Source organism: Azospirillum sp. HJ39, from assembly GCF_041507355.1.
Taxonomy (GTDB): domain Bacteria; phylum Pseudomonadota; class Alphaproteobacteria; order Azospirillales; family Azospirillaceae; genus Azospirillum; species Azospirillum thiophilum.
Genome location: NZ_CP167911.1, coordinates 168078 through 185306, shown reverse-complemented (window position 1 = coordinate 185306; position 17229 = coordinate 168078). Strand labels below are relative to the sequence as shown.

Below are 17229 nucleotides of genomic sequence, written 5' to 3'. Positions count from 1 at the left end.
GGCGGACCCAGGGCCTGGGCTCCGGCGGCGACAGACCAGCAGAGCATGGCCGAACCGCCGGCAATCCAGCCTGCCGCCAGCCAAGCGGCCGCCGGTCGGCCCACCGCCGGCGACCCGGCCGGCAGCCCGGCGGCGGGCGGTGCCCCCGGTTCAGCGCGGGAAGCGCTCATCGGGCAGAACCTTCTCCACCGTCTTCGATGGAGCCGGCAGGTCCCACGATGCAAGGAAGACCATGCCGCCGGCGATCACCAGCAACAGCAGGACGACGATGATGGAAAGAAACCGGCTCATGGCACCAAGGACGCGTTGTGTCGGAAAAGCAGCGGATCGGGGCGGAGCTACCACGCCCGGCGACCGCAGGGCTTGGGACAAGCAAAGGCTTTTCTGCTAAAGCATCCGCACCCCGGCCGCGCAGGCGGCGACCGGCAATCTGGGACATCGCCCGATTTGGGACACCGCCGGGCGGTGGCGCAGTGTAGCCACAGGTTGGACCGCCACGCAACCCGCCCTCCGGGCTTTCCTGGAACCGCCCGGCAAGGCGATCGGGTGCCGGCAACGCCCGGCGCGCTTGTGCCGGCTTGGCTCCGCCGGGTATGAGTGTTGTCTGTTGCAGCGGCATGACGGCCGCTCCCCGCGGACGGCGGGGCGCGGGTGGACAGGGACGAAGGGTCGGGTGGCGGATCGGATGGATGCGATGGGATTGCGCAAAACGATGACGACCCAGGGTCCGGGCGCACGGACGGCGGAGACTGCACAGCCGCTGCTGCCGTGCACCGTGGTGCTGGTCGGGCTGATGGGCGCCGGCAAGAGCGCCATTGGGCGCCGGCTGGCGGCGCGCCTGCATCTGCCCTTCCGCGATGCCGACACCGAAATCGAGGCCGCGGCCGGCTGCACCATCGCCGAGATCTTCGCCCGCGACGGCGAGCCGGTCTTCCGCTCGGTCGAGCGCCGCATCATCACCCGGCTGGTCAAGGACGAGCCGGTGCATATCCTGGCGACCGGCGGCGGCGCCTTCATGGATCCGGAAACCCGCGCCGCGATCCGCGAACATGGCCTGTCGGTATGGCTGCGCGCCGAGCTCGACGTGCTGGTCGCCCGCACCGCCCGGCGCACCCACCGCCCGATCCTGAACCAGGGCGACCCGCGCACCATCCTGGGCCGGCTGATAGAGCAGCGCTATCCCGTCTATGCCGAGGCCGATCTGGAGGTGGTCAGCGACGAGCGGCCGCCCGACGGGACGGTCGAACTGGTGATCGACGCGCTCGAGGCGCATTTCGGTATCCAGCTTCCCCATCGCGGAGGACGGCAGGCCAAGGCCGAAACGCCCTGATCCGCCTGTCCATCCCCTAGCCCTGCAACGCCAGCTTCGCGGAATCCTCCGATGACCTCCGTCTCCGACGCCATTCCGGCCCCCATCGACACCGTCCGCCTGGAGCTCGGCGCCCGCAGCTACGACATCCTGGTCGGCGACGGCGTGCTGGCGGATGCCGGCGAGCGCATCGCCGCCGTCACCCGCGGCCGGGCGCCGATCGTGGTGACCGACGCCAACGTGGCACCGCTGCACCTGGACACGCTCAATGCCGCGATGCTGGAGGCGGGGATCGCTCCCCAGCCCGCCATCGTCCTGCCGGCCGGCGAGAAGACCAAGGACTTCGCCTATTTCCAGCAGCTGATGGACGACATCCTGGGCCGCGGCATCGAGCGGTCCACCGTTCTGCTGGCGCTGGGCGGCGGGGTGATCGGCGACATCACCGGCTTCGCCGCGGCGTCGGCGTTGCGCGGCATCGACTTCATCCAGGTGCCGACCACACTGCTGAGCCAAGTCGACAGCTCGGTCGGCGGCAAGACCGGCATCAACAGCCGGCACGGCAAGAACCTGGTCGGCGCCTTCCACCAGCCGCGGCTGGTCATCGCCGACACCGCGACGCTCGACACCCTTCCCCGGCGCGAGGTGCTGGCCGGCTATGCCGAGGTGGTGAAGTACGGCCTGATCCGCCAGCCCGACTTCTTCGCGTGGCTGGAACGGAACGGACGGCGCGTGGTCGACGGCGACGGCGACGCGCGACGCCATGCCGTGACCGTCAGTTGCCGCGCCAAGGCCGACATCGTCGGCGTCGACGAGCGCGAGAGCGGCGACCGCGCCCTGCTGAACCTGGGCCACACCTTCGGCCATGCGCTGGAGGCGGCGACCGGCTTCGGCCAGACCCTGCTGCATGGCGAAGGGGTGGCGATCGGCATGGTGCTGGCCTTCGATCTGTCGGTCCGGCTCGGACTGTGCCCGGCGGCGGATGCCGCCCGTGCCCGCGCCCATCTGGCCGGCGTCGGCCTGCCAGTGCGCCCGGCCGACATCCCCGGCGTTGCATGGGACGTCGACGGGCTGGTGCGGTCGATGGCCAAGGACAAGAAGGTCCAGGACGGTCGCATCACCTTCATCCTGGCCGACCGCATCGGCAACGCCTTCACCCGCCGCGACGTCGACGCCGCCGCCGTCCGTGCGGTGCTGGAGGAAGCGGTAACTCCTGCCTGACTCCGAACACCACTGACAATCAGCCTATCGCACGATAGCCGCCGTGGCGCCTGCCGGCCCATACTCGCTCCCCAGAACCGCGGCCCTTCCGCCGCGGCGCAACGGGGAGGTGACGATGAAGGCGATATCGGGAGTGGCGGCGATGGGCGCGGTCCTGCTGGCGGCAGCGCCGGCCCTGGCGCTGGAGGTCCGCGAGCAGGCGACGATCAAGGCGCCGGTCGAACAGGTGTGGAAACAGATCGCTCCATTCTGCGCCATCGCCGACTGGCACCCGGCGGTCGAGGGCTGCACCCTGCGCAACTCCGCAGGCATGCAGGAGCGCGACATCGCCCTGAAAGGCGGCGGCGACATCCAGGAACGGCTGATGTCCGTCTCCGCCGCCAAACATCGCCTGCGCTACACGCTGCTGAGTGGGCCGCTGCCGGTAAAGAACTACGATTCCACCATCCGGCTGAGCGCCGTGGATGCCCATACCACCCGCATCACCTGGTCTTCGCGCTTCGAGGCCAGCGGCGCGTCGGACACCGAGGCGCGCAAGGCCATCGCCGGCATCTATACCAGTGGATTCGACGGGCTGCGCAAGCGGCTGGATACCGCTCGGTAGAATTGCAGGAAGAATCGGGAGGAGCTGCATACGGAAGAAATCACTGACGATCAGTTATATTGACGATTGGCGTAGCAAGCTGACAGGATCGGTATGCCGCGGTGCCACATCGCGGGCGAGTGCATCGTTCGTCCACAAAACCTGCAATCACGAGGGAGATGGGACACATGCCGACACGCCGACTGATACCGGACGTCATCAAGAACCAGGACCTGTCCTGCCTGCCACCGGACGCCACCGTTCGGAACGCCGCCCTTCTGATGGCCGAACGGCGCATTGCCGCCGTGCTGGTCACCGAAGGGCGGACGCTGAGGGGGATCGTCACCGAACGCGACATGACCGTCCGCGTGGTGGCCGCCGGGCTCGACCCCGACGTGACGCCGCTGTCGGCCGTGATGACGGCCGCCCCCGACACGCTGGAACCCTCGGCCTCGGCACTCGCCGCACTCGACCTGATGGAGCGCCACCATTACCGCCATCTGCCGGTTGCCGTGGATGGCGAAGCGGTCGGCATGGTGTCGATCCGCGATCTGTTCGCCGTGGTCCGCACCCATCTGGAGGACGAGATCCGCAGCCGCGAGGCCTACATGTTCGGCAGCGGCTATTCCGCGGAAGCGACAGCGGGATGAGCCGCCGGGTGGCGGCCGGCCGCCGATGGTTGACCCATAGGTAACGCTGCGTTGCGGCGGGGTCGGGTTGACCGGGCGCCCGGCCCCACCGATAGTTCAGGGTGAGCCATCCTGACCTGCTGAACTGGAAAGCCCAATGTCCGCGACCTCGCTGTCCGCCCCCGCCGCGCGCGAGCCGATCCATACCCGTCGCGTCACCTGCCAGGGCTTCCGGCGTGCCGACGGACTGTGGGACATCGAAGGCCACCTGACCGACGTGAAAAGCTACGGCTTCCACACCGAGGAGCGCGGGCAGCTTGAACCCGGAACGCCGATCCATCAGATGTGGATGCGCCTGACCGTCGACGACCAGTTGACCGTCAAGGCGGTCGAGGCGGTGACCCAGCACAGTCCCTACCGTGCCTGCGGCACCATCACGCCGCGCTACCAGCAGTTGGTCGGGCTTCGCATCGGTCCGGGCTGGACCCGCGCGGTGAAGGACCGGCTGGGCGGACCGAAGGGCTGCACCCATCTGGTCGAGCTGCTGGGGCCGTTGGCGACCACCGCCTTCCAGACGATCTACCCGATCCTGGCCCGCGAGGCGGCCGAGCGGGCCAAGGCTGCCGGCAGACCGGCCGCCGGCGACGGCAAGCGACCGGTGCTGCTGAACATGTGCCACATCTTCGACAGCAGCGGCGATGTGGTGCGGAAAACCTGGCCCGCCCACTACACCGGTGAGCGCGACGCGCTCCATGAGGGAACTGCCCGCGAAGAAGCGGCCGAGTGAGACTGCGGCAACCGGACGGGACCGGCTGCCATCGGTGGGATCAGGAGGCGGGGATCAAACCTCCGGACGGGGGTCCGGCGAGCCGGACAGCCCGGCGGAAGGGAAGGCGCTGCCGGCGACGCCCGGGGACTGAAGGGTCGACTGCACCGTATCGGCATCGTCCGATCTCGCCGGCAATTCGAAGGGTGTGCCGACGAACGGGTCGCTGCCGCCATGTCCGGCGCGCATGTGACCGTCTTCGGTGCAGGCCCGGCGGTAATAGGCGGCGATAAAGACACGGACGGCAGAGGTCAGCGTGACGTCCGTCTCCTCCGGCATGATGCCGCGGCGGCGTGCCTGTTCCTCGATCCGTTCCTTGATCTGGGTGCAGAGGCGGTTGACGGTCAGGCATTCCCGACGGCCGATGTCCTCCAGAGCGTCCCACATCGACGGTTCCAGCCGCATGCTCGTGCGGTGCCCGCCGATCATGATGTTCTGGCTCTTCAACGGTTCCACCCCCGCCTGGGGAGTGTTCACCCGCTTTTTCTTCGGCCCACGCTTCGCCATCCGCAGCCCCTTCCACGAAGCCGCCGGCAGACATGCGAAGTTTGTGTCCGCCCCGGCGCGATAAATGGTTGCATATACGGCACTTTACTAAACGTGCCGAGAAATGCAACCACGCTCGCGTTCTTCAATGTTGTAGGAAAGAGGAAAAACTACCATTGATTGCATTCGTATGTATGTAATTTCGAACGCTTGATTGCCGGATATCGTCCGACGGCTGAAGATCGTCAGGCGCCTGCTTCGCCAGGGGCATGGGTGGTAAGGCCCAGGGCGTGTACCCGTTCGCGCAGTTCGTCGGCCAACAGGGTATAGACCAGGCGCTGGCGCTCCACCCGGGACTTGCCGGCGAAGGCGGCTGACACGACGGTGACATGGAAATGGGTTTCCCCCGCGGCGTCCGCCCCGGCATGGCCGGCATGGCGGGCCGACTCGTCGGCGATCTCCAGCCGCACCGGAGCCAATCCGGCGGTCAGCTTTTCGCGGATGCGGGTGGCGTATTCCATGGCGATGTCCGATGTCTGTAAGGGCGATTGGGGGCATTCGGGGACGGCGAGGCGGCTGGGACGCCGCCTTTCCCCCGAACGGTCCGCCCCGGAAAGGAGAGGATGGCAGACCCCCGTCTGTCAAGCGCCGCGACCCGCGGATTGCGGATGACGGAAGCCCGGTTCGGCACGCTTGCCAGAGGCTTCGGCTCTTCCCATACTTGCGCGATGACCAGGAACCGCACCCGCTCCAGTTACGACAGCTATGCCGGCCCGCGCGCGGCGACCCGTGTCTGCGACCACCCGGAGTGTGTCGCCGCGGGTGAGTACCGTGCGCCGAAAAGCCGCAGCAGCCTCAATGAATACTGGTGGTTCTGCCTGGACCATGTGCGGGAATACAACCGTGCCTGGGACTATTACGCCGGCATGTCCACCGACCAGATCGAGCAGGAGGTGCGGCGTGACACCACCTGGCAGCGGCCGAGCTGGCCGCTCGGCAAATGGGCCACGCAGGAACGCTTCATCCGCGAGCGCGTGGTCAACGGCTTCAGCTTCGAATTCGGCCACGACAACGGCAAGACGAAGAACGAGGAAAAGGCGCACCGGCGCAACCACGCCCGCACCGAGGAGGAAAAGGCGCTGGCGGTTCTGGAATTGACGCCGCCCGTGGACTTCACGCGCATCAAGGCACGCTATCGGGAACTGGCGAAAATGCACCATCCCGATGCCAACGGCGGCGACAAGGCTGCGGAAGAACGCCTGAAAGAAATCAATCAGGCCTACAATACGCTGAAAGCCTGTTATGCTGCCTGAACCCCCGTTGGCGGGCCGGGTCATACCCGCGGCCGCCGGACAACCGACACTCGCTGGAACGTAAGAAACCACCCATGGCTTCCCAAGGAGCGACCCAGGCCAGCTCGGCCCTGTTCGACCACAAGCCCGACACGACGGTCTCGGTGCGCAAGGTCTTCGGCATCGACAGCGACATGCAGGTGCCGGCCTTCAGCCAGCGCTCGGAGCATGTGCCCGACCTCGACAGCGCCTACCGGTTCGACCGGGACACGACGCTGGCCATCCTAGCCGGCTTCGCCTACAACCGCCGCGTCATGGTCCAGGGCTATCACGGCACCGGCAAGTCGACCCACATCGAGCAGGTGGCGGCGCGCCTGAACTGGCCCTGCATCCGCGTCAACCTGGACAGCCACATCAGCCGCATCGACCTGATGGGCAAGGACGCCATCGTCCTGCGCGACGGCGTGCAGGTCACCGAATACCGCGAGGGCATCCTGCCCTGGGCCCTGCAGCATGCCTGCGCCCTGGTGTTCGACGAATATGATGCCGGCCGTCCCGACGTGATGTTCGTGATCCAGCGCGTGCTGGAGGTGGAAGGCAAGCTGACCCTGCTCGACCAGAACCGCGTCATCCGCCCGCACCCGGCCTTCCGCCTGTTCGCCACCGCGAACACCGTCGGCCTGGGCGACACCACCGGCCTGTATCACGGGACCCAGCAGATCAACCAGGGCCAGATGGACCGCTGGAACATCGTGGCGACGCTGAATTACCTACCGGTCGACGCCGAGGTGCAGATCGTCCAGGCCAAGGTTCCGTCCTATGACGACGCCAAGGGCCGCGACACCGTCGCCTCGATGGTGCGTCTGGCCGACCTGACCCGCGCCGGCTTCATCAACGGCGACATCTCCACCGTGATGAGTCCGCGCACGGTCATCACCTGGGCAGAGAACGCGCGCATCTTCAACGACGTCGCCTTCGCCTTCCGCATCACCTTCCTCAACAAGTGCGACGAGGTGGAGCGGCCGACGGTCGCCGAATACTACCAGCGTTGCTTCGGCGTGGAACTGCCGGAGACGGGGGTCCAGGCGAACCTCGTGTGACCTGTCCCGCGCCCCGCTCTTCTCCTGGGGTCGGGGCGCGGAACACAAGGAGTCACACGGATCGGGGCGGCTTTTGCGGGCAGGGCTTACAGGCGCGGTGCAAGTCCCGGCATGCCCATGAGAGCCATGCCTTGCGCCGTGCCCATCCCGCCCACCGCGCCGTAACCTTCCCAAGAACAAAGACGCCCCGCGATGACCACCCAGAACGACACCCCCGTCGAGGCCTTCAAGCGGTCCACCACCGCCACGGTTCGCGCCCTGTCCCGGCGGGCGGAGGTGCAGGTGGGATTCTCGTCCGATCCGCCGGGGCTGTCGGGCCAGCGGGTTCGGGTGCCGCTGCCGGCGCGCGACCTCAATCCCGTCGATGTCGCGAAGCTGCGCGGGGCGGCCGACGCCGTGGCGCTGCGGTTGCGCCACCATGACGCGACCGTCCATGCCCACCGCATGCCGCTGGGCGATGCCGCGCGCCAGGCCTTCGATGCGCTGGAACAGGCCCGGTGCGAGGCGCTGGGTAGCCGCGACATGACCGGCATCGCCCACAATCTGGAAGCCTCGCTGGAGGACCGCTACACCCGGCAGGGTTTCGACCGGTTCGAGGACCGCGGGCAGGTGCCGCTGGCCGAAGCGTTGCGGCTGATGGCGCGCGAGGCGATGACCGGTGCCACGCCACCGCCCGCCGCAGCCCATGCGGTCGAGCTGTGGCGTCCCTGGATCGAGGAACGGCTGGGCAAGGACATGAAGGGGCTGGCTGCCTTCGCCGGCGACCAGGACGCCTACGCCAAGGCCACCCGCCGGCTGCTGGCCGACCTCGACATGGAAGTCGGCCAAGAGGCCGACCAGGAAGAGGAGGAGGACCAGCAGACCCAGTCCTCCGAGGACGAGAATTCGCCCGAGAACGGCCAGACCCGCGGCCAGGACGAGGACCGGTCCGACTCGGAATCCATGGCCTCGTCGGAGATGCAGGACTCGTCCGAGGCCGGCGAGAGCGCCGAGGAGGGCGCCGGCGAGGAAGGCGACATGGAGATGGGCGAGGGCGAGGGGGCGGAGGAGCCCGCCGGTCCCGGCCAGCCCTGGCGCAACGACCTCAACCGCCGCAACGAGCCCGACCCCAACGCCTACAAGGCCTATACCACCCAGTATGACGAGGTGGTGGACGCCGCCGAGCTCTGCGACCCGGCGGAGCTGGAACGGCTGCGCCACCTGCTGGACCAGCAACTGCAGCATGTGCAGGGCGTGATCTCCAAGCTGGCCAACCGGCTGCAGCGCCGGCTGATGGCCAAGCAGCAGCGTTCCTGGAGCTTCGACCTGGAGGAAGGCATCCTCGACGCCGCCCGGCTGGCCCGCGTCGTCGCCAACCCGGTCCTGCCGCTCTCCTTCAAGGCGGAGAAGGAAACCGACTTCCGCGATACGGTGGTGTCCCTGCTGATCGACAATTCCGGCTCCATGCGCGGCCGGCCGATCTCCATTGCGGCGATGAGCGCCGACATCCTCGCCCGCACGCTGGAACGCTGCGCGGTGAAGGTGGAGGTGCTGGGCTTCACCACCCGCGCCTGGAAGGGCGGCCAGGCGCGCGAGGCCTGGGTCGCCGCCGGCAAGCCGCCGCATCCCGGCCGCCTGAACGACCTGCGCCATATCGTCTACAAGGCGGCCGACATGCCCTGGCGCCGGGCCCGCAAGAATCTGGGCCTGATGCTGCGCGAAGGAATCCTGAAGGAGAACATCGACGGCGAGGCGCTGCAATGGGCGCACAACCGCCTTCTCGGCCGGCCGGAACAGCGCCGCATCCTGATGGTGATCTCCGACGGTGCGCCGGTCGATGATTCGACCCTGTCGGTGAATGCCGGCAACTATCTGGAACGTCACCTGCGCCAGACCATCGAGCAGATCGAGACCCGCTCGCCGGTCGAGCTGGTGGCGATCGGCATCGGCCACGACGTCACCCGCTATTACCGCCGCGCCGTCACCATCGTCGATGCCGAGCAGCTTGGCGGCACCATGATGAACAAGCTGGCCGAGCTGTTCGACGAGGATGACCGCCGCGGTGGCCGGCGCGGCCGGCGTTGAGGTAAGGATACGGGCGGATTACTCCCTATATTTATCAATGACTTATCGGTAAACCCGCCCCAAAATCCGGCTTTATCCTTACCTATGGACTTTACACCGTGGAGTCTGCGTCAGCCGATGGGGCGGGCGCCGGAAGCGGTGGCTTGAGGACCGGCGGTGCCGCCTTCACCACCTCCTTGCGTTCGTCCTCCGGCACCAGCCGCCAGAGTTCGGTCATACCGGTGCGGCCCCGCAGCGAACGGCCGCCCTGGCGGACCAGGGGCGCGGCATCCTTGCCCTTGGCGACGGTGACGCCGCTGGTCAGCACGATCACCTCCGCATCGCCTTGCAGGGCGGCCGACAACTCCTCGATGCGGGCGGCGACATTCACGGTGTCGCCGACGATGGTGTAGTTGATCCGGCTGTCGGAGCCGATGTTGCCCACAACCACCGGCCCGCTGTGCAGGCCGACGCCGACATGGATCGGCGCCTGTCCTGCAGTCACCCTGCGGCGGTTGTCAGCGCGGATGGCGTGGTGGATGGCATGGGCGGCGCGCAGTGCGCGCGCGGCATGGTCCTCCTGCGCCTCGGGCGCTCCCCAGAAGGCCATCAGGGAATCGCCGATGAACTTGTCCACCGTTCCGCCTTCCGCCTCGATGCAGGCGGCGAGCAGGGTGAAATGCTCGTTCAGCAGGGTGGCGATGTCGGCGGCGGCCATATGCTCGGCCATGCGGGAAAAGCCGCGGATGTCGGTGAACATCACCGTCACTTCGCGCTGCACCGACGCGATGCCGCCTTCGGTTTCCCGTTGGCGCATCAGGCGCAGCACCAGCGCCTTCGGCACATAGGTTTCGAACCAGCGCAGGCCGGCGACCATGGCGTTGAAGGCGGTGGCGGCGCGCGCCATCTCGCGCAGGCGGGAATCCGGCAATTCGGCGATGGCGCGGAATTCGAAGGCGCGGACGCGGTCGGCGGCCTCGGCCAGCAACGCCACCTGCCGGCTGATCCGCCGCCCGACCAGCAGCGCGACCCCGACCGACACCAGCAGGATGGCGAAGCCGACCGCGCCGGTGATGTAGAGCCGGCGGATCTCGACGCCCATCTCGCCATCGCGATAGCCAATGCCGATGATCCAATCCTGCTGCCCGTAACCGGACATGCTGCGGGTCAGGAACATGTAATCGCTGCCAAGCACGCTGACTCCGCGCGCCTCCACCCGCTTCTTCAGCGACTGCACCGGCACGCCGCTGGTCCACAATGCCGCCAGCGGCGGGTCGTCCACCTGGTCGATGCGCGGCAGCGGCGGCCCGTCGAGCTTGTTGGAGAAATCGAAGCTGCGCCCGACCAGCGCCGGGTGCGCCAGCACATGGGTCTGGTCGTACAGCACGAAGGCGTTCAGCCCCTGCTCGACATACAGCACCGACAGGAAACGCGACAGGTCTCCCAGCGAGACGCCGACCGCCACCTGCCCGAGATAGCGGCCGTCGCGCCGCACCGGCTGATAGAGGGTAACGAAGCTGTTCTGCGCCTCCTTCAGCCAGCGCGGATCGGCCCAGCTGGCCGCGCTGCGGTTGGGGCCGTCCAGCACCTCGGGCGGAACGTCGCTCTCGCCCTGAAGATCGAGGGACACGACGGACAGCCCGCCATTCAGCCGGCCAACCTGCACCCCGGTCAGATCAGGACGGATGAAGGCGAGGCCGGTGACGTCGGGGGCGCCGGCCAGCGCTCCGCGCAGCGTGTCGCCCATCGCGGCAGCGTCGCCGGCCCGCAGTTCACCGCGTTCGATCAGGCCGGCAACGAAACGAGCCATCTCCCGCGCCGGGTCGAGCTGGTGGCGCACCCGGACCTCCACCCCCGCCAGCGCCAGATCGGCCTTGTCGTTCAGCAGGGCGAAGGTGTTGGTGCCGGCGCTGACCAGTCCCAGGACCAGCACGCTGGCGACCGCCGCCAGCATCAGCGACCCGAATCCGGCGACCAGCACCGCGGCGATCGGCAGCCGCAGCCGGCGACGACCCGCCGGTTTCGGCGGCGGGCCCGCCCCCGCGTCGCCAGCCGGCTTCGCAGCCGTCGCATGAGCGGACGGGAGCGTCAGTGTGTGCGCGGAAGGGGCGTCGGGCATGCGCGGCAGCCTACCCGCCCGCCCGTCCGGCGGCAACCCGCCGGGCGGTATCCTTACGTGGATTTCATGGCGATCGGCCCGGGCTTCCGCCGCCGCTATTCCCCGACGATAACCTTCACCTGGCGGCCGGGCTCCAATGGCGTTCCGGGCGGCAGGTCGTTGATGATCCGGAACAATTCCTCGGCATAGGGTTCCTGCGGCATGCGGCGGACGAAGCCCGCCACGCCGTCACCGGGACGCACCGTCGCCACCTGGATCCGGCGAGGGCGGTAGCGCGCGGCCTCCTCGGCGGTGAGCCGGTGGAAGCTGTTGGCCGCCGCCTGGAAATCGGCATCGAAACGAGCCAGTGATCCAGCCGGCGCCAGGAAGGTGAAGCGGTACATCCGCCCATCCGGCGCGCGGATCGCCACCAGCCGGATGTCGGCGCTTTCGCCCTCGGCTTCGCCGCGGGTCGTGGCGGTCGCGGCGGGCATGCCGCCGATGGTGATGCGCTGGAGATTGCCCAGCGTGGCGCCCTTGCCCCAGACATCGCTCAGGAAGGCGGCAGGGTCGGACACGCCGGCCGCCGAACCGCCGTCAAAGGCCATGGCGGTGCCGTTCGCCCCCTTGGCGATCACCTGCTCCGCCCCGTTCAGCAGCGCATAGCCCTTCGGCACGGTGAAGGCGATGCCCAATTGCGGGTGGGCGAAGGTCCGGTCGCGGACATAGCCGTTCTCCGGGCTGTCGCCATAGATCATGCCGTCGACCGCCGCCAGATAGGGCTCCCGCGGGCGGCCGCCCCCCTGCGGCATGGCGCGGGCCAGATCGGCGGCACGGCGGACCCGGTCCTCGGTCTGCGGATGGCTGGCGAAGAAATCGAAGCCGCCCTCTCCCTTGCCGCCCGCGCGCAGGCCCTGATACTGGCCGTCGCGCCGCAGGGTCTCCAGGAAGGTCGCCATGGCGAAGGGATCGTAGCCAGTACGGCGCAGGGTATCGACGCCAAGCTGGTCGGCCTCCAGCTCCTGCTCCCGCGAGTAGCCGGCGACCACCGCGGTGCCGCCCAGCCCGGCGATCTGCGCCAGCGTGTCGCTGCCGAAAACCACTCCCACCCCGGCGGCAAGCAGCCCGGCGAGGGTCTGCCTCGTCTGGCGCTGGGCGGAGTGGCGGGCGGTGACGTGGCCGATCTCGTGCGCCAGCACGCCGGCCACCTCCGCCTCGTCCTTCGCCAGCGCCAGCAGCCCGCGGGTGACATAGACGTAGCCGCCGGGCAGGGCGAAGGCGTTGACCACGTCGCTGTCCAGCACGGTGAAGGTCCAGGGATCGCGCGCCCGTGCGGTGGTGGATGCCAGCTTGCGGCCGAGCTCCGCGACATAGCCCTGCAGCCGGGCGTCCTTCACGGCGCCGCCGAACTGCGCCAGGATCTTGGGATGCTCCTGTGCGCCCAGCGTCGCCTCGTCGCCACCGGACAACACGGTATCCAGCAGCCCGGCCGAAGCCGGGGCGGGAGCGGTCAGGGCGGGGGCAGCCACGGCCAGCCACAGGACGGCCAGGGCGGTTCGGGCCAGGTCGGACGGGAACGGCTTGCGGAAGCGGGCATAGGTCGGCATACCGGACAAAACCCCGCCCGACGGCGGATGTTCCGCGAGGGCCGTGCCTCTCCATGCGAATTGCCCTGCTTCCGCTTCCGCGCCTGCTGCTAACGGCCCTGCTGATGTGCGGGCTTCCGCCGGTCGGCGGCGCCACGGCGGAGCCGTTGCGCGTCAGCGCGGTGCTGGACGGCGACACGCTGGAACTGGAGGACGGCCGCCGCGTCCGGCTGGCCGGGATCGAGGCGGCCAAGCCGCCACGCAGCGCCAAGTCCGCCACCGATCCGGGCGACGCCCGCGGCTGGCCGCTGGCGGAGGCGGCGACGACGGCGCTGGCCGAACTGGCGCTCGGCCGCCGCGTCGTGCTGCATGGGCCGGCGCCGGTCGACCGGCATGGCCGGCTGCTCGCCCATCTGGTGCGGGACGACGGGCTGTGGCTGCAATCGGCGCTGCTGGTACGCGGTCTTGCCCGTGTCCACACCCGCCCGGACTCCCGCGCCTACGCCGCCGAACTGCTGGCGGGGGAGGAGGCGGCGCGCGATGCCGGGCGCGGGATGTGGCGCAGCCGGGTCTACGCCGTGCGCGACGCCGCCGATCCGGAAACCCTGGTCCGCGACCGCGACGGCTTCCAGCTGGTGGAGGGGATCGTTCTGGCCGTCTCCAAAAGCGGCGGCGAGACCTATCTGGACTTCGGCGCCGACTGGCGCAGCGACGTCACCGTCCATATCGGCCGCGCTGCCATGCGCGAGGTCACCCGCGCCGGCATCGACCCGCTCTCCTTCGAGGGACGGCGGGTGCGCGTCCGGGGCTGGATCACGCTGCGCAACGGTCCGATGATCGAGATCACCCATCCCGAGCAGATCGAAAGGCTGGAGCGCGGGCAACCGTCCACCATCCCGCCAAGGCCCAACGGCGACGGGCTGTGGGACGAGGACGAAGCGGATGACGAACCGGAGGAAGAGTCTGAATGATGAAGCTGTCGATCGGTTGCATGGCCGGGCGCGTGGCCGGATGCCTGCCCGCCACCCTGTCCCTTCTGCTCGCCGCCTTGTGGATATGTCCGGCACTGGCCGGCGGGCCGGTGCTGACGATCGCCGTCGCCGGAACGGAACGGGTCTTCGACCGCGATACCCTGCTGGCCCGACCCGACTCGGTGAGCATCGACATACCCGCAGACGTGTCCTACGGCCGGCCGATGCATTACCGTGCCGTCCCGCTTGCCAGCCTGTTGGGCACTGCCGATTTTCCGGCGGGTGCCGTGCTTGAGGGGGTGGCGTCGGATGGTTTCACTGCGCAGTTGCCGCCGGAGCTGTGCCTGCGCACCGGTCCCGACGGCGCCGTCGCCTTCCTGGCGGTGGAGCCGGCCGGGCAGCCCTGGCCCAACCTTCCGGGCAAGGAGGTATCCGCCGGTCCCTTCTATCTGGTGTGGGTGCGGCCGGAGGCCTCGGGGGTGCGCAGCGAGCAATGGCCCTACCAGCTGGCCCGCATCGTCGGCTCGGACGATCCCCTCCGGCGCTGGCCGCAGCTGGCGGTCGAGCCGGGACTGGCCGCCGACTCGCCCGCAAGGGCCGGGCAGGCGGTGTTCCTCACCCAGTGCATGGCCTGCCATACCCTGAACGGCGCCGGCAGCGCCACCATGGGCCCGGACCTGAACCGGCCGATGAACCCGACCGAATACCTCACGCCCGCCGGACTGAAGCGGCTGATCCGCGACCCGCGCTCCGTCCGGACATGGCCGGGCCAGCAGATGCCAGCCTTCGATCCGACGATGCTGAGCGACGCCGACCTGGACCGCATCATCGCCTATCTGGGGCATATGGCCGGACGGAAGAGCATGTGAAGGGGCATTCGCCCCCTCGCATGACGAGCGTCACGCCATGGCGTTGAAATCGTCCAGCAAGGTGGCGATGCGCCCGCTGTCGCTCTGGTCCATGATGACATGGGCGCGGCGGCTGGCTTCCATCAGGTCCATGGATCGGATGCGCTTCTTCACCGCTGGAACCGCCAGCGGGGCCATGGACAGCTCGCGCACGCCCAGACCCAGCAGCAGTGCGGTATAGCGCGGATCGCCGGCGATCTCGCCGCAGACCGACACGGTGATCCGGGCGCGCAGCGCCGCCTCGATGGTGAACTGGATCAGGCGCAACACCGCCGGGTGGAGCGGATCGTAAAGGGTAGCGACCTGTTCGTCGGCCCGGTCGATCGCCAGCGTGTATTGGGTCAGGTCGTTGGTGCCGATGGCGAAGAAGTCGGCGGCATAGGCCAGCGCGTCGGCCGACAGGGCCGCCCCCGGCACCTCCACCATCACCCCGACCGGCGGCAGCGGGTCGGCGATGGCGATGCCGCGGCGGCGCAGCCGGCGGGCGGCCTGCCCCATCATCTCGCGCACCTTCTGCACCTCGGAGACCGACGCGATCATCGGCAGCAGGATGCGCAGCGGTCCGTGGGCACCGGCGCGCAGCATGGCGGCGAGCTGGGTTTCCAGCAGCTTCGGTTCGCGCAGCCCCAGCCGGATGGCCCGCAAGCCAAGCGCCGGATTGGCCGGCTCGCCATAACGACCGGCCATCCAGCCGGCCAGCTTCTCGCCGCCCAGATCCATCGTCCGGGCGGTGACGGTGCGGCCCCCCATCCCTTCGACCATGGTGCGCAGCACGTTGTACTGCTCATCCTCGTCGGGAAGATGGTCGCGGTTCATGAACAGGAACTCGGTCCGCAGCAGGCCGATGCCCTGGGCGCCGTGCTCCAGCGCCTGGTCCAGGTCGCGGGGCAGCTCCAGGTTCGCCATCAGCGTCACGGCGGTGCCGTCGCGGGTGACGGCGGGAAGCTTGCGCAAACTCTTCAATCCCTGGCGCTCGCGCTCCCGTGCGGCGCGACGCTCGCTGTAATCGGCCAGGACATCGGCCGGCGGATCGATCAGCACACGGCCCTGCAGCCCATCGACGATCACCGTCACGCCGTTGCGCACGCCGGCCAGCAGGCCGGGCGCACCCAGCACCGCCGGAAGCCCGAGCGAGCGGGCGAGGATGGCCGTGTGGCCCTCCGCCCCGCCCAGCACGGCGGCGAAGCCGCTGACGACGGTGGGGTCGAGCAGGGCCGTGTCGGCGGGGGTCAGCTCCTCCGCCAGGATGATGCTGCCGGGGGGCAGGGTGCTGAAGGCCCGGTATTCCTGCTTCATCAGGTTGCGGGTCAGCCGCCGCCCGACCTCGCGGATGTCGTCGATGCGGCCGGCCAGATAGGCGTCATCCATCGCGGCGAAGGTCGCGGCGATGGCGGCGATCTCCGCCTGGATTGCCGCCTCGGCGTTGATGCGGTCCTTCTTGATGCGCTGTTCCACCCCGCGGGTCAGGCGCGAGTTGGTGACCATCGACAGGTGGGCGTCCAGCAGGAATCCGATTTCCTCCGACGCCGAGTCGGGCAGGACCAGCGCCTTGCTCTTCAGCTTCTTGATCTGGCGCCGCGCCTTGGTGGCCGCCTCGTTGAAGCGGGCAACCTCGGCCTCGACCGCATCGGGTTCGACGCTGTATTCCGGGATGGCGACCGCGCCGCTTTCCACCACATGGGCGGGGCCGATGGCGATGCCGGGCGACACGCCCAGCCCGCGCAGCGCGCGCGCGGCGGAGCCGCCGCCGAAGCCTTCGCCGGACGGGGAGGGCGCGTGTCCGCCGCTGGGTGCGCCGCCAATGGGTCCACCGCTGGGGCCGCCGCGGTCGGGACCGGCGACGGGGCCGTTGGCCGGGCCGGCCGGGGGCAGGTCACTCTTCATCGAACTTGCGGTTGATCAGGTCAAGGAGGGCGGCCATCGCCGCATCGGCCTGTGCGCCCATGGCGCGCAGTTCCACCGTCGTGCCAGGGCCGGCGGCCAGCATCATCAGCCCCATGATCGACTCGCCCGACACGACCGACTCGCCGCGGCGGACCGAGATCTCGGCGTCGAAGGTGGCGACCAGCTTGACGAACTTGGCCGAGGCGCGCGCGTGCAGGCCGCGCTGGTTGGTGATGGTGGCGGTGCGGCGGAGTTCGCCATCGGCGGGGGCCGTGTCGTCCGGGTGGCTCATTGCG

At 69.2% G+C, this 17229-nt stretch carries 17 protein-coding genes; 10 read left to right on the top strand and 7 right to left on the bottom strand.

Annotated features, from left to right (window positions below):
* Positions 1-150: 150 nt before the first annotated feature.
* Complete coding sequence (locus ABMY26_RS14365; protein ID WP_372397940.1) at positions 151-291, bottom strand: hypothetical protein; 141 nt, start codon at positions 289-291, stop codon at positions 151-153.
* 421 nt (positions 292-712) lie between these two features.
* On the opposite strand from ABMY26_RS14365, the gene ABMY26_RS14360 reads away from it, so the two are divergent.
* The 5 genes from ABMY26_RS14360 to ABMY26_RS14340 all read left to right on the top strand — a co-directional run bounded on the left by ABMY26_RS14360 (position 713) and on the right by ABMY26_RS14340 (position 4526).
* Positions 713-1330, top strand: coding sequence for a shikimate kinase (locus ABMY26_RS14360; RefSeq protein WP_372397939.1), 618 nt, complete (start codon positions 713-715; stop codon positions 1328-1330).
* A 51-nt stretch (positions 1331-1381) separates the two neighbouring features.
* On the top strand, positions 1382-2527 hold the full coding sequence (gene aroB, locus ABMY26_RS14355; RefSeq protein ID WP_372397938.1) for a 3-dehydroquinate synthase: 1146 nt from the start codon (positions 1382-1384) through the stop codon (positions 2525-2527).
* A gap of 115 nt (positions 2528-2642) precedes the next feature.
* Positions 2643-3131, top strand: coding sequence for an SRPBCC family protein (locus ABMY26_RS14350; RefSeq protein WP_372397937.1), 489 nt, complete (start codon positions 2643-2645; stop codon positions 3129-3131).
* Between the two features lie 167 nt (positions 3132-3298).
* A complete protein-coding gene (locus tag ABMY26_RS14345) occupies positions 3299-3760 on the top strand; it encodes a CBS domain-containing protein (RefSeq protein WP_372397936.1) in 462 nt (153 codons plus the stop codon).
* 136 nt (positions 3761-3896) lie between these two features.
* Positions 3897-4526 carry a DUF2889 domain-containing protein gene (locus ABMY26_RS14340; RefSeq protein ID WP_372397935.1) on the top strand — a complete coding sequence of 210 codons (630 nt, stop codon included), beginning with the start codon at positions 3897-3899 and terminating at the stop codon, positions 4524-4526.
* Positions 4527-4580: 54 nt separating this feature from the next.
* Here ABMY26_RS14340 and ABMY26_RS14335 read toward each other — a convergent pair whose 3' ends face one another.
* Positions 4581-5042, bottom strand: coding sequence for a ribbon-helix-helix domain-containing protein (locus tag ABMY26_RS14335; protein WP_372397933.1), 462 nt, complete (start codon positions 5040-5042; stop codon positions 4581-4583).
* 254 nt (positions 5043-5296) lie between these two features.
* On the bottom strand, positions 5297-5572 hold the full coding sequence (locus tag ABMY26_RS14330) for a BolA family protein (RefSeq protein WP_372397932.1): 276 nt from the start codon (positions 5570-5572) through the stop codon (positions 5297-5299).
* Positions 5573-5779: 207 nt separating this feature from the next.
* On the opposite strand from ABMY26_RS14330, the gene ABMY26_RS14325 reads away from it, so the two are divergent.
* The 3 genes from ABMY26_RS14325 (at position 5780) to cobT (ending at position 9507) form a co-directional block, all read left to right on the top strand.
* Positions 5780-6364: a J domain-containing protein gene (locus tag ABMY26_RS14325; protein WP_372399016.1), complete on the top strand. Its 585-nt coding sequence runs from the start codon at positions 5780-5782 to the stop codon at positions 6362-6364.
* 74 nt (positions 6365-6438) lie between these two features.
* Positions 6439-7443: a cobaltochelatase subunit CobS gene (gene cobS / locus ABMY26_RS14320; protein ID WP_372397931.1), complete on the top strand. Its 1005-nt coding sequence runs from the start codon at positions 6439-6441 to the stop codon at positions 7441-7443.
* A gap of 192 nt (positions 7444-7635) precedes the next feature.
* The gene (gene cobT / locus ABMY26_RS14315; RefSeq protein ID WP_372397930.1) at positions 7636-9507 is read left to right on the top strand and encodes a cobaltochelatase subunit CobT; all 1872 of its coding nucleotides are present in this window, start codon (positions 7636-7638) and stop codon (positions 9505-9507) included.
* A 91-nt stretch (positions 9508-9598) separates the two neighbouring features.
* On the opposite strand, the gene ABMY26_RS14310 is transcribed toward cobT, so the two are convergent.
* Entirely contained in the window at positions 9599-11605 is a 2007-nt protein-coding gene (locus tag ABMY26_RS14310; RefSeq protein ID WP_372397929.1) for an adenylate/guanylate cyclase domain-containing protein, read from the bottom strand.
* A gap of 95 nt (positions 11606-11700) precedes the next feature.
* Positions 11701-13191 (bottom strand): M48 family metalloprotease, encoded by a 1491-nt coding sequence (locus ABMY26_RS14305; protein ID WP_372397928.1) that lies wholly within the window; start codon positions 13189-13191, stop codon positions 11701-11703.
* A 53-nt stretch (positions 13192-13244) separates the two neighbouring features.
* Between ABMY26_RS14305 and ABMY26_RS14300 the strand changes: the two genes are divergently transcribed.
* Positions 13245-14141, top strand: coding sequence for a thermonuclease family protein (locus ABMY26_RS14300; RefSeq protein WP_372397927.1), 897 nt, complete (start codon positions 13245-13247; stop codon positions 14139-14141).
* Entirely contained in the window at positions 14138-15010 is an 873-nt protein-coding gene (locus tag ABMY26_RS14295) for a cytochrome c (RefSeq protein WP_372397926.1), read from the top strand. Before ABMY26_RS14300 ends, ABMY26_RS14295 begins: the two co-directional genes overlap by 4 nt.
* A gap of 30 nt (positions 15011-15040) precedes the next feature.
* Here ABMY26_RS14295 and ptsP read toward each other — a convergent pair whose 3' ends face one another.
* A complete protein-coding gene (gene ptsP, locus ABMY26_RS14290; RefSeq protein ID WP_372397925.1) occupies positions 15041-16933 on the bottom strand; it encodes a phosphoenolpyruvate--protein phosphotransferase in 1893 nt (630 codons plus the stop codon).
* Positions 16923-17225, bottom strand: a complete 303-nt coding sequence (locus ABMY26_RS14285; RefSeq protein ID WP_372397924.1) for an HPr family phosphocarrier protein — start codon at positions 17223-17225, stop codon at positions 16923-16925. The genes ptsP and ABMY26_RS14285 overlap by 11 nt, the downstream gene beginning before the upstream one ends.
* Positions 17226-17229: the final 4 nt, after the last annotated feature.

What these genes read in the sequence shown, in the direction of transcription:
- ABMY26_RS14330 (WP_372397932.1), bottom strand. Translation starts at nt 5,572, where the DNA reads ATGGAATACGCCACCCGCATCCGCGAAAAGCTGACCGCCGGATTGGCT.
- ABMY26_RS14295 (WP_372397926.1), top strand. Translation starts at nt 14,138, where the DNA reads ATGATGAAGCTGTCGATCGGTTGCATGGCCGGGCGCGTGGCCGGATGC.
- ABMY26_RS14365 (WP_372397940.1), bottom strand. Translation starts at nt 291, where the DNA reads ATGAGCCGGTTTCTTTCCATCATCGTCGTCCTGCTGTTGCTGGTGATC.
- ABMY26_RS14340 (WP_372397935.1), top strand. Translation starts at nt 3,897, where the DNA reads ATGTCCGCGACCTCGCTGTCCGCCCCCGCCGCGCGCGAGCCGATCCAT.
- ABMY26_RS14360 (WP_372397939.1), top strand. Translation starts at nt 713, where the DNA reads ATGACGACCCAGGGTCCGGGCGCACGGACGGCGGAGACTGCACAGCCG.
- cobT (WP_372397930.1), top strand. Translation starts at nt 7,636, where the DNA reads ATGACCACCCAGAACGACACCCCCGTCGAGGCCTTCAAGCGGTCCACC.
- ABMY26_RS14350 (WP_372397937.1), top strand. Translation starts at nt 2,643, where the DNA reads ATGAAGGCGATATCGGGAGTGGCGGCGATGGGCGCGGTCCTGCTGGCG.
- ABMY26_RS14345 (WP_372397936.1), top strand. Translation starts at nt 3,299, where the DNA reads ATGCCGACACGCCGACTGATACCGGACGTCATCAAGAACCAGGACCTG.
- ABMY26_RS14305 (WP_372397928.1), bottom strand. Translation starts at nt 13,191, where the DNA reads ATGCCGACCTATGCCCGCTTCCGCAAGCCGTTCCCGTCCGACCTGGCC.
- cobS (WP_372397931.1), top strand. Translation starts at nt 6,439, where the DNA reads ATGGCTTCCCAAGGAGCGACCCAGGCCAGCTCGGCCCTGTTCGACCAC.
- ABMY26_RS14325 (WP_372399016.1), top strand. Translation starts at nt 5,780, where the DNA reads ATGACCAGGAACCGCACCCGCTCCAGTTACGACAGCTATGCCGGCCCG.
- ABMY26_RS14300 (WP_372397927.1), top strand. Translation starts at nt 13,245, where the DNA reads ATGCGAATTGCCCTGCTTCCGCTTCCGCGCCTGCTGCTAACGGCCCTG.
- ABMY26_RS14310 (WP_372397929.1), bottom strand. Translation starts at nt 11,605, where the DNA reads ATGCCCGACGCCCCTTCCGCGCACACACTGACGCTCCCGTCCGCTCAT.
- aroB (WP_372397938.1), top strand. Translation starts at nt 1,382, where the DNA reads ATGACCTCCGTCTCCGACGCCATTCCGGCCCCCATCGACACCGTCCGC.
- ABMY26_RS14285 (WP_372397924.1), bottom strand. Translation starts at nt 17,225, where the DNA reads ATGAGCCACCCGGACGACACGGCCCCCGCCGATGGCGAACTCCGCCGC.
- ptsP (WP_372397925.1), bottom strand. Translation starts at nt 16,933, where the DNA reads ATGAAGAGTGACCTGCCCCCGGCCGGCCCGGCCAACGGCCCCGTCGCC.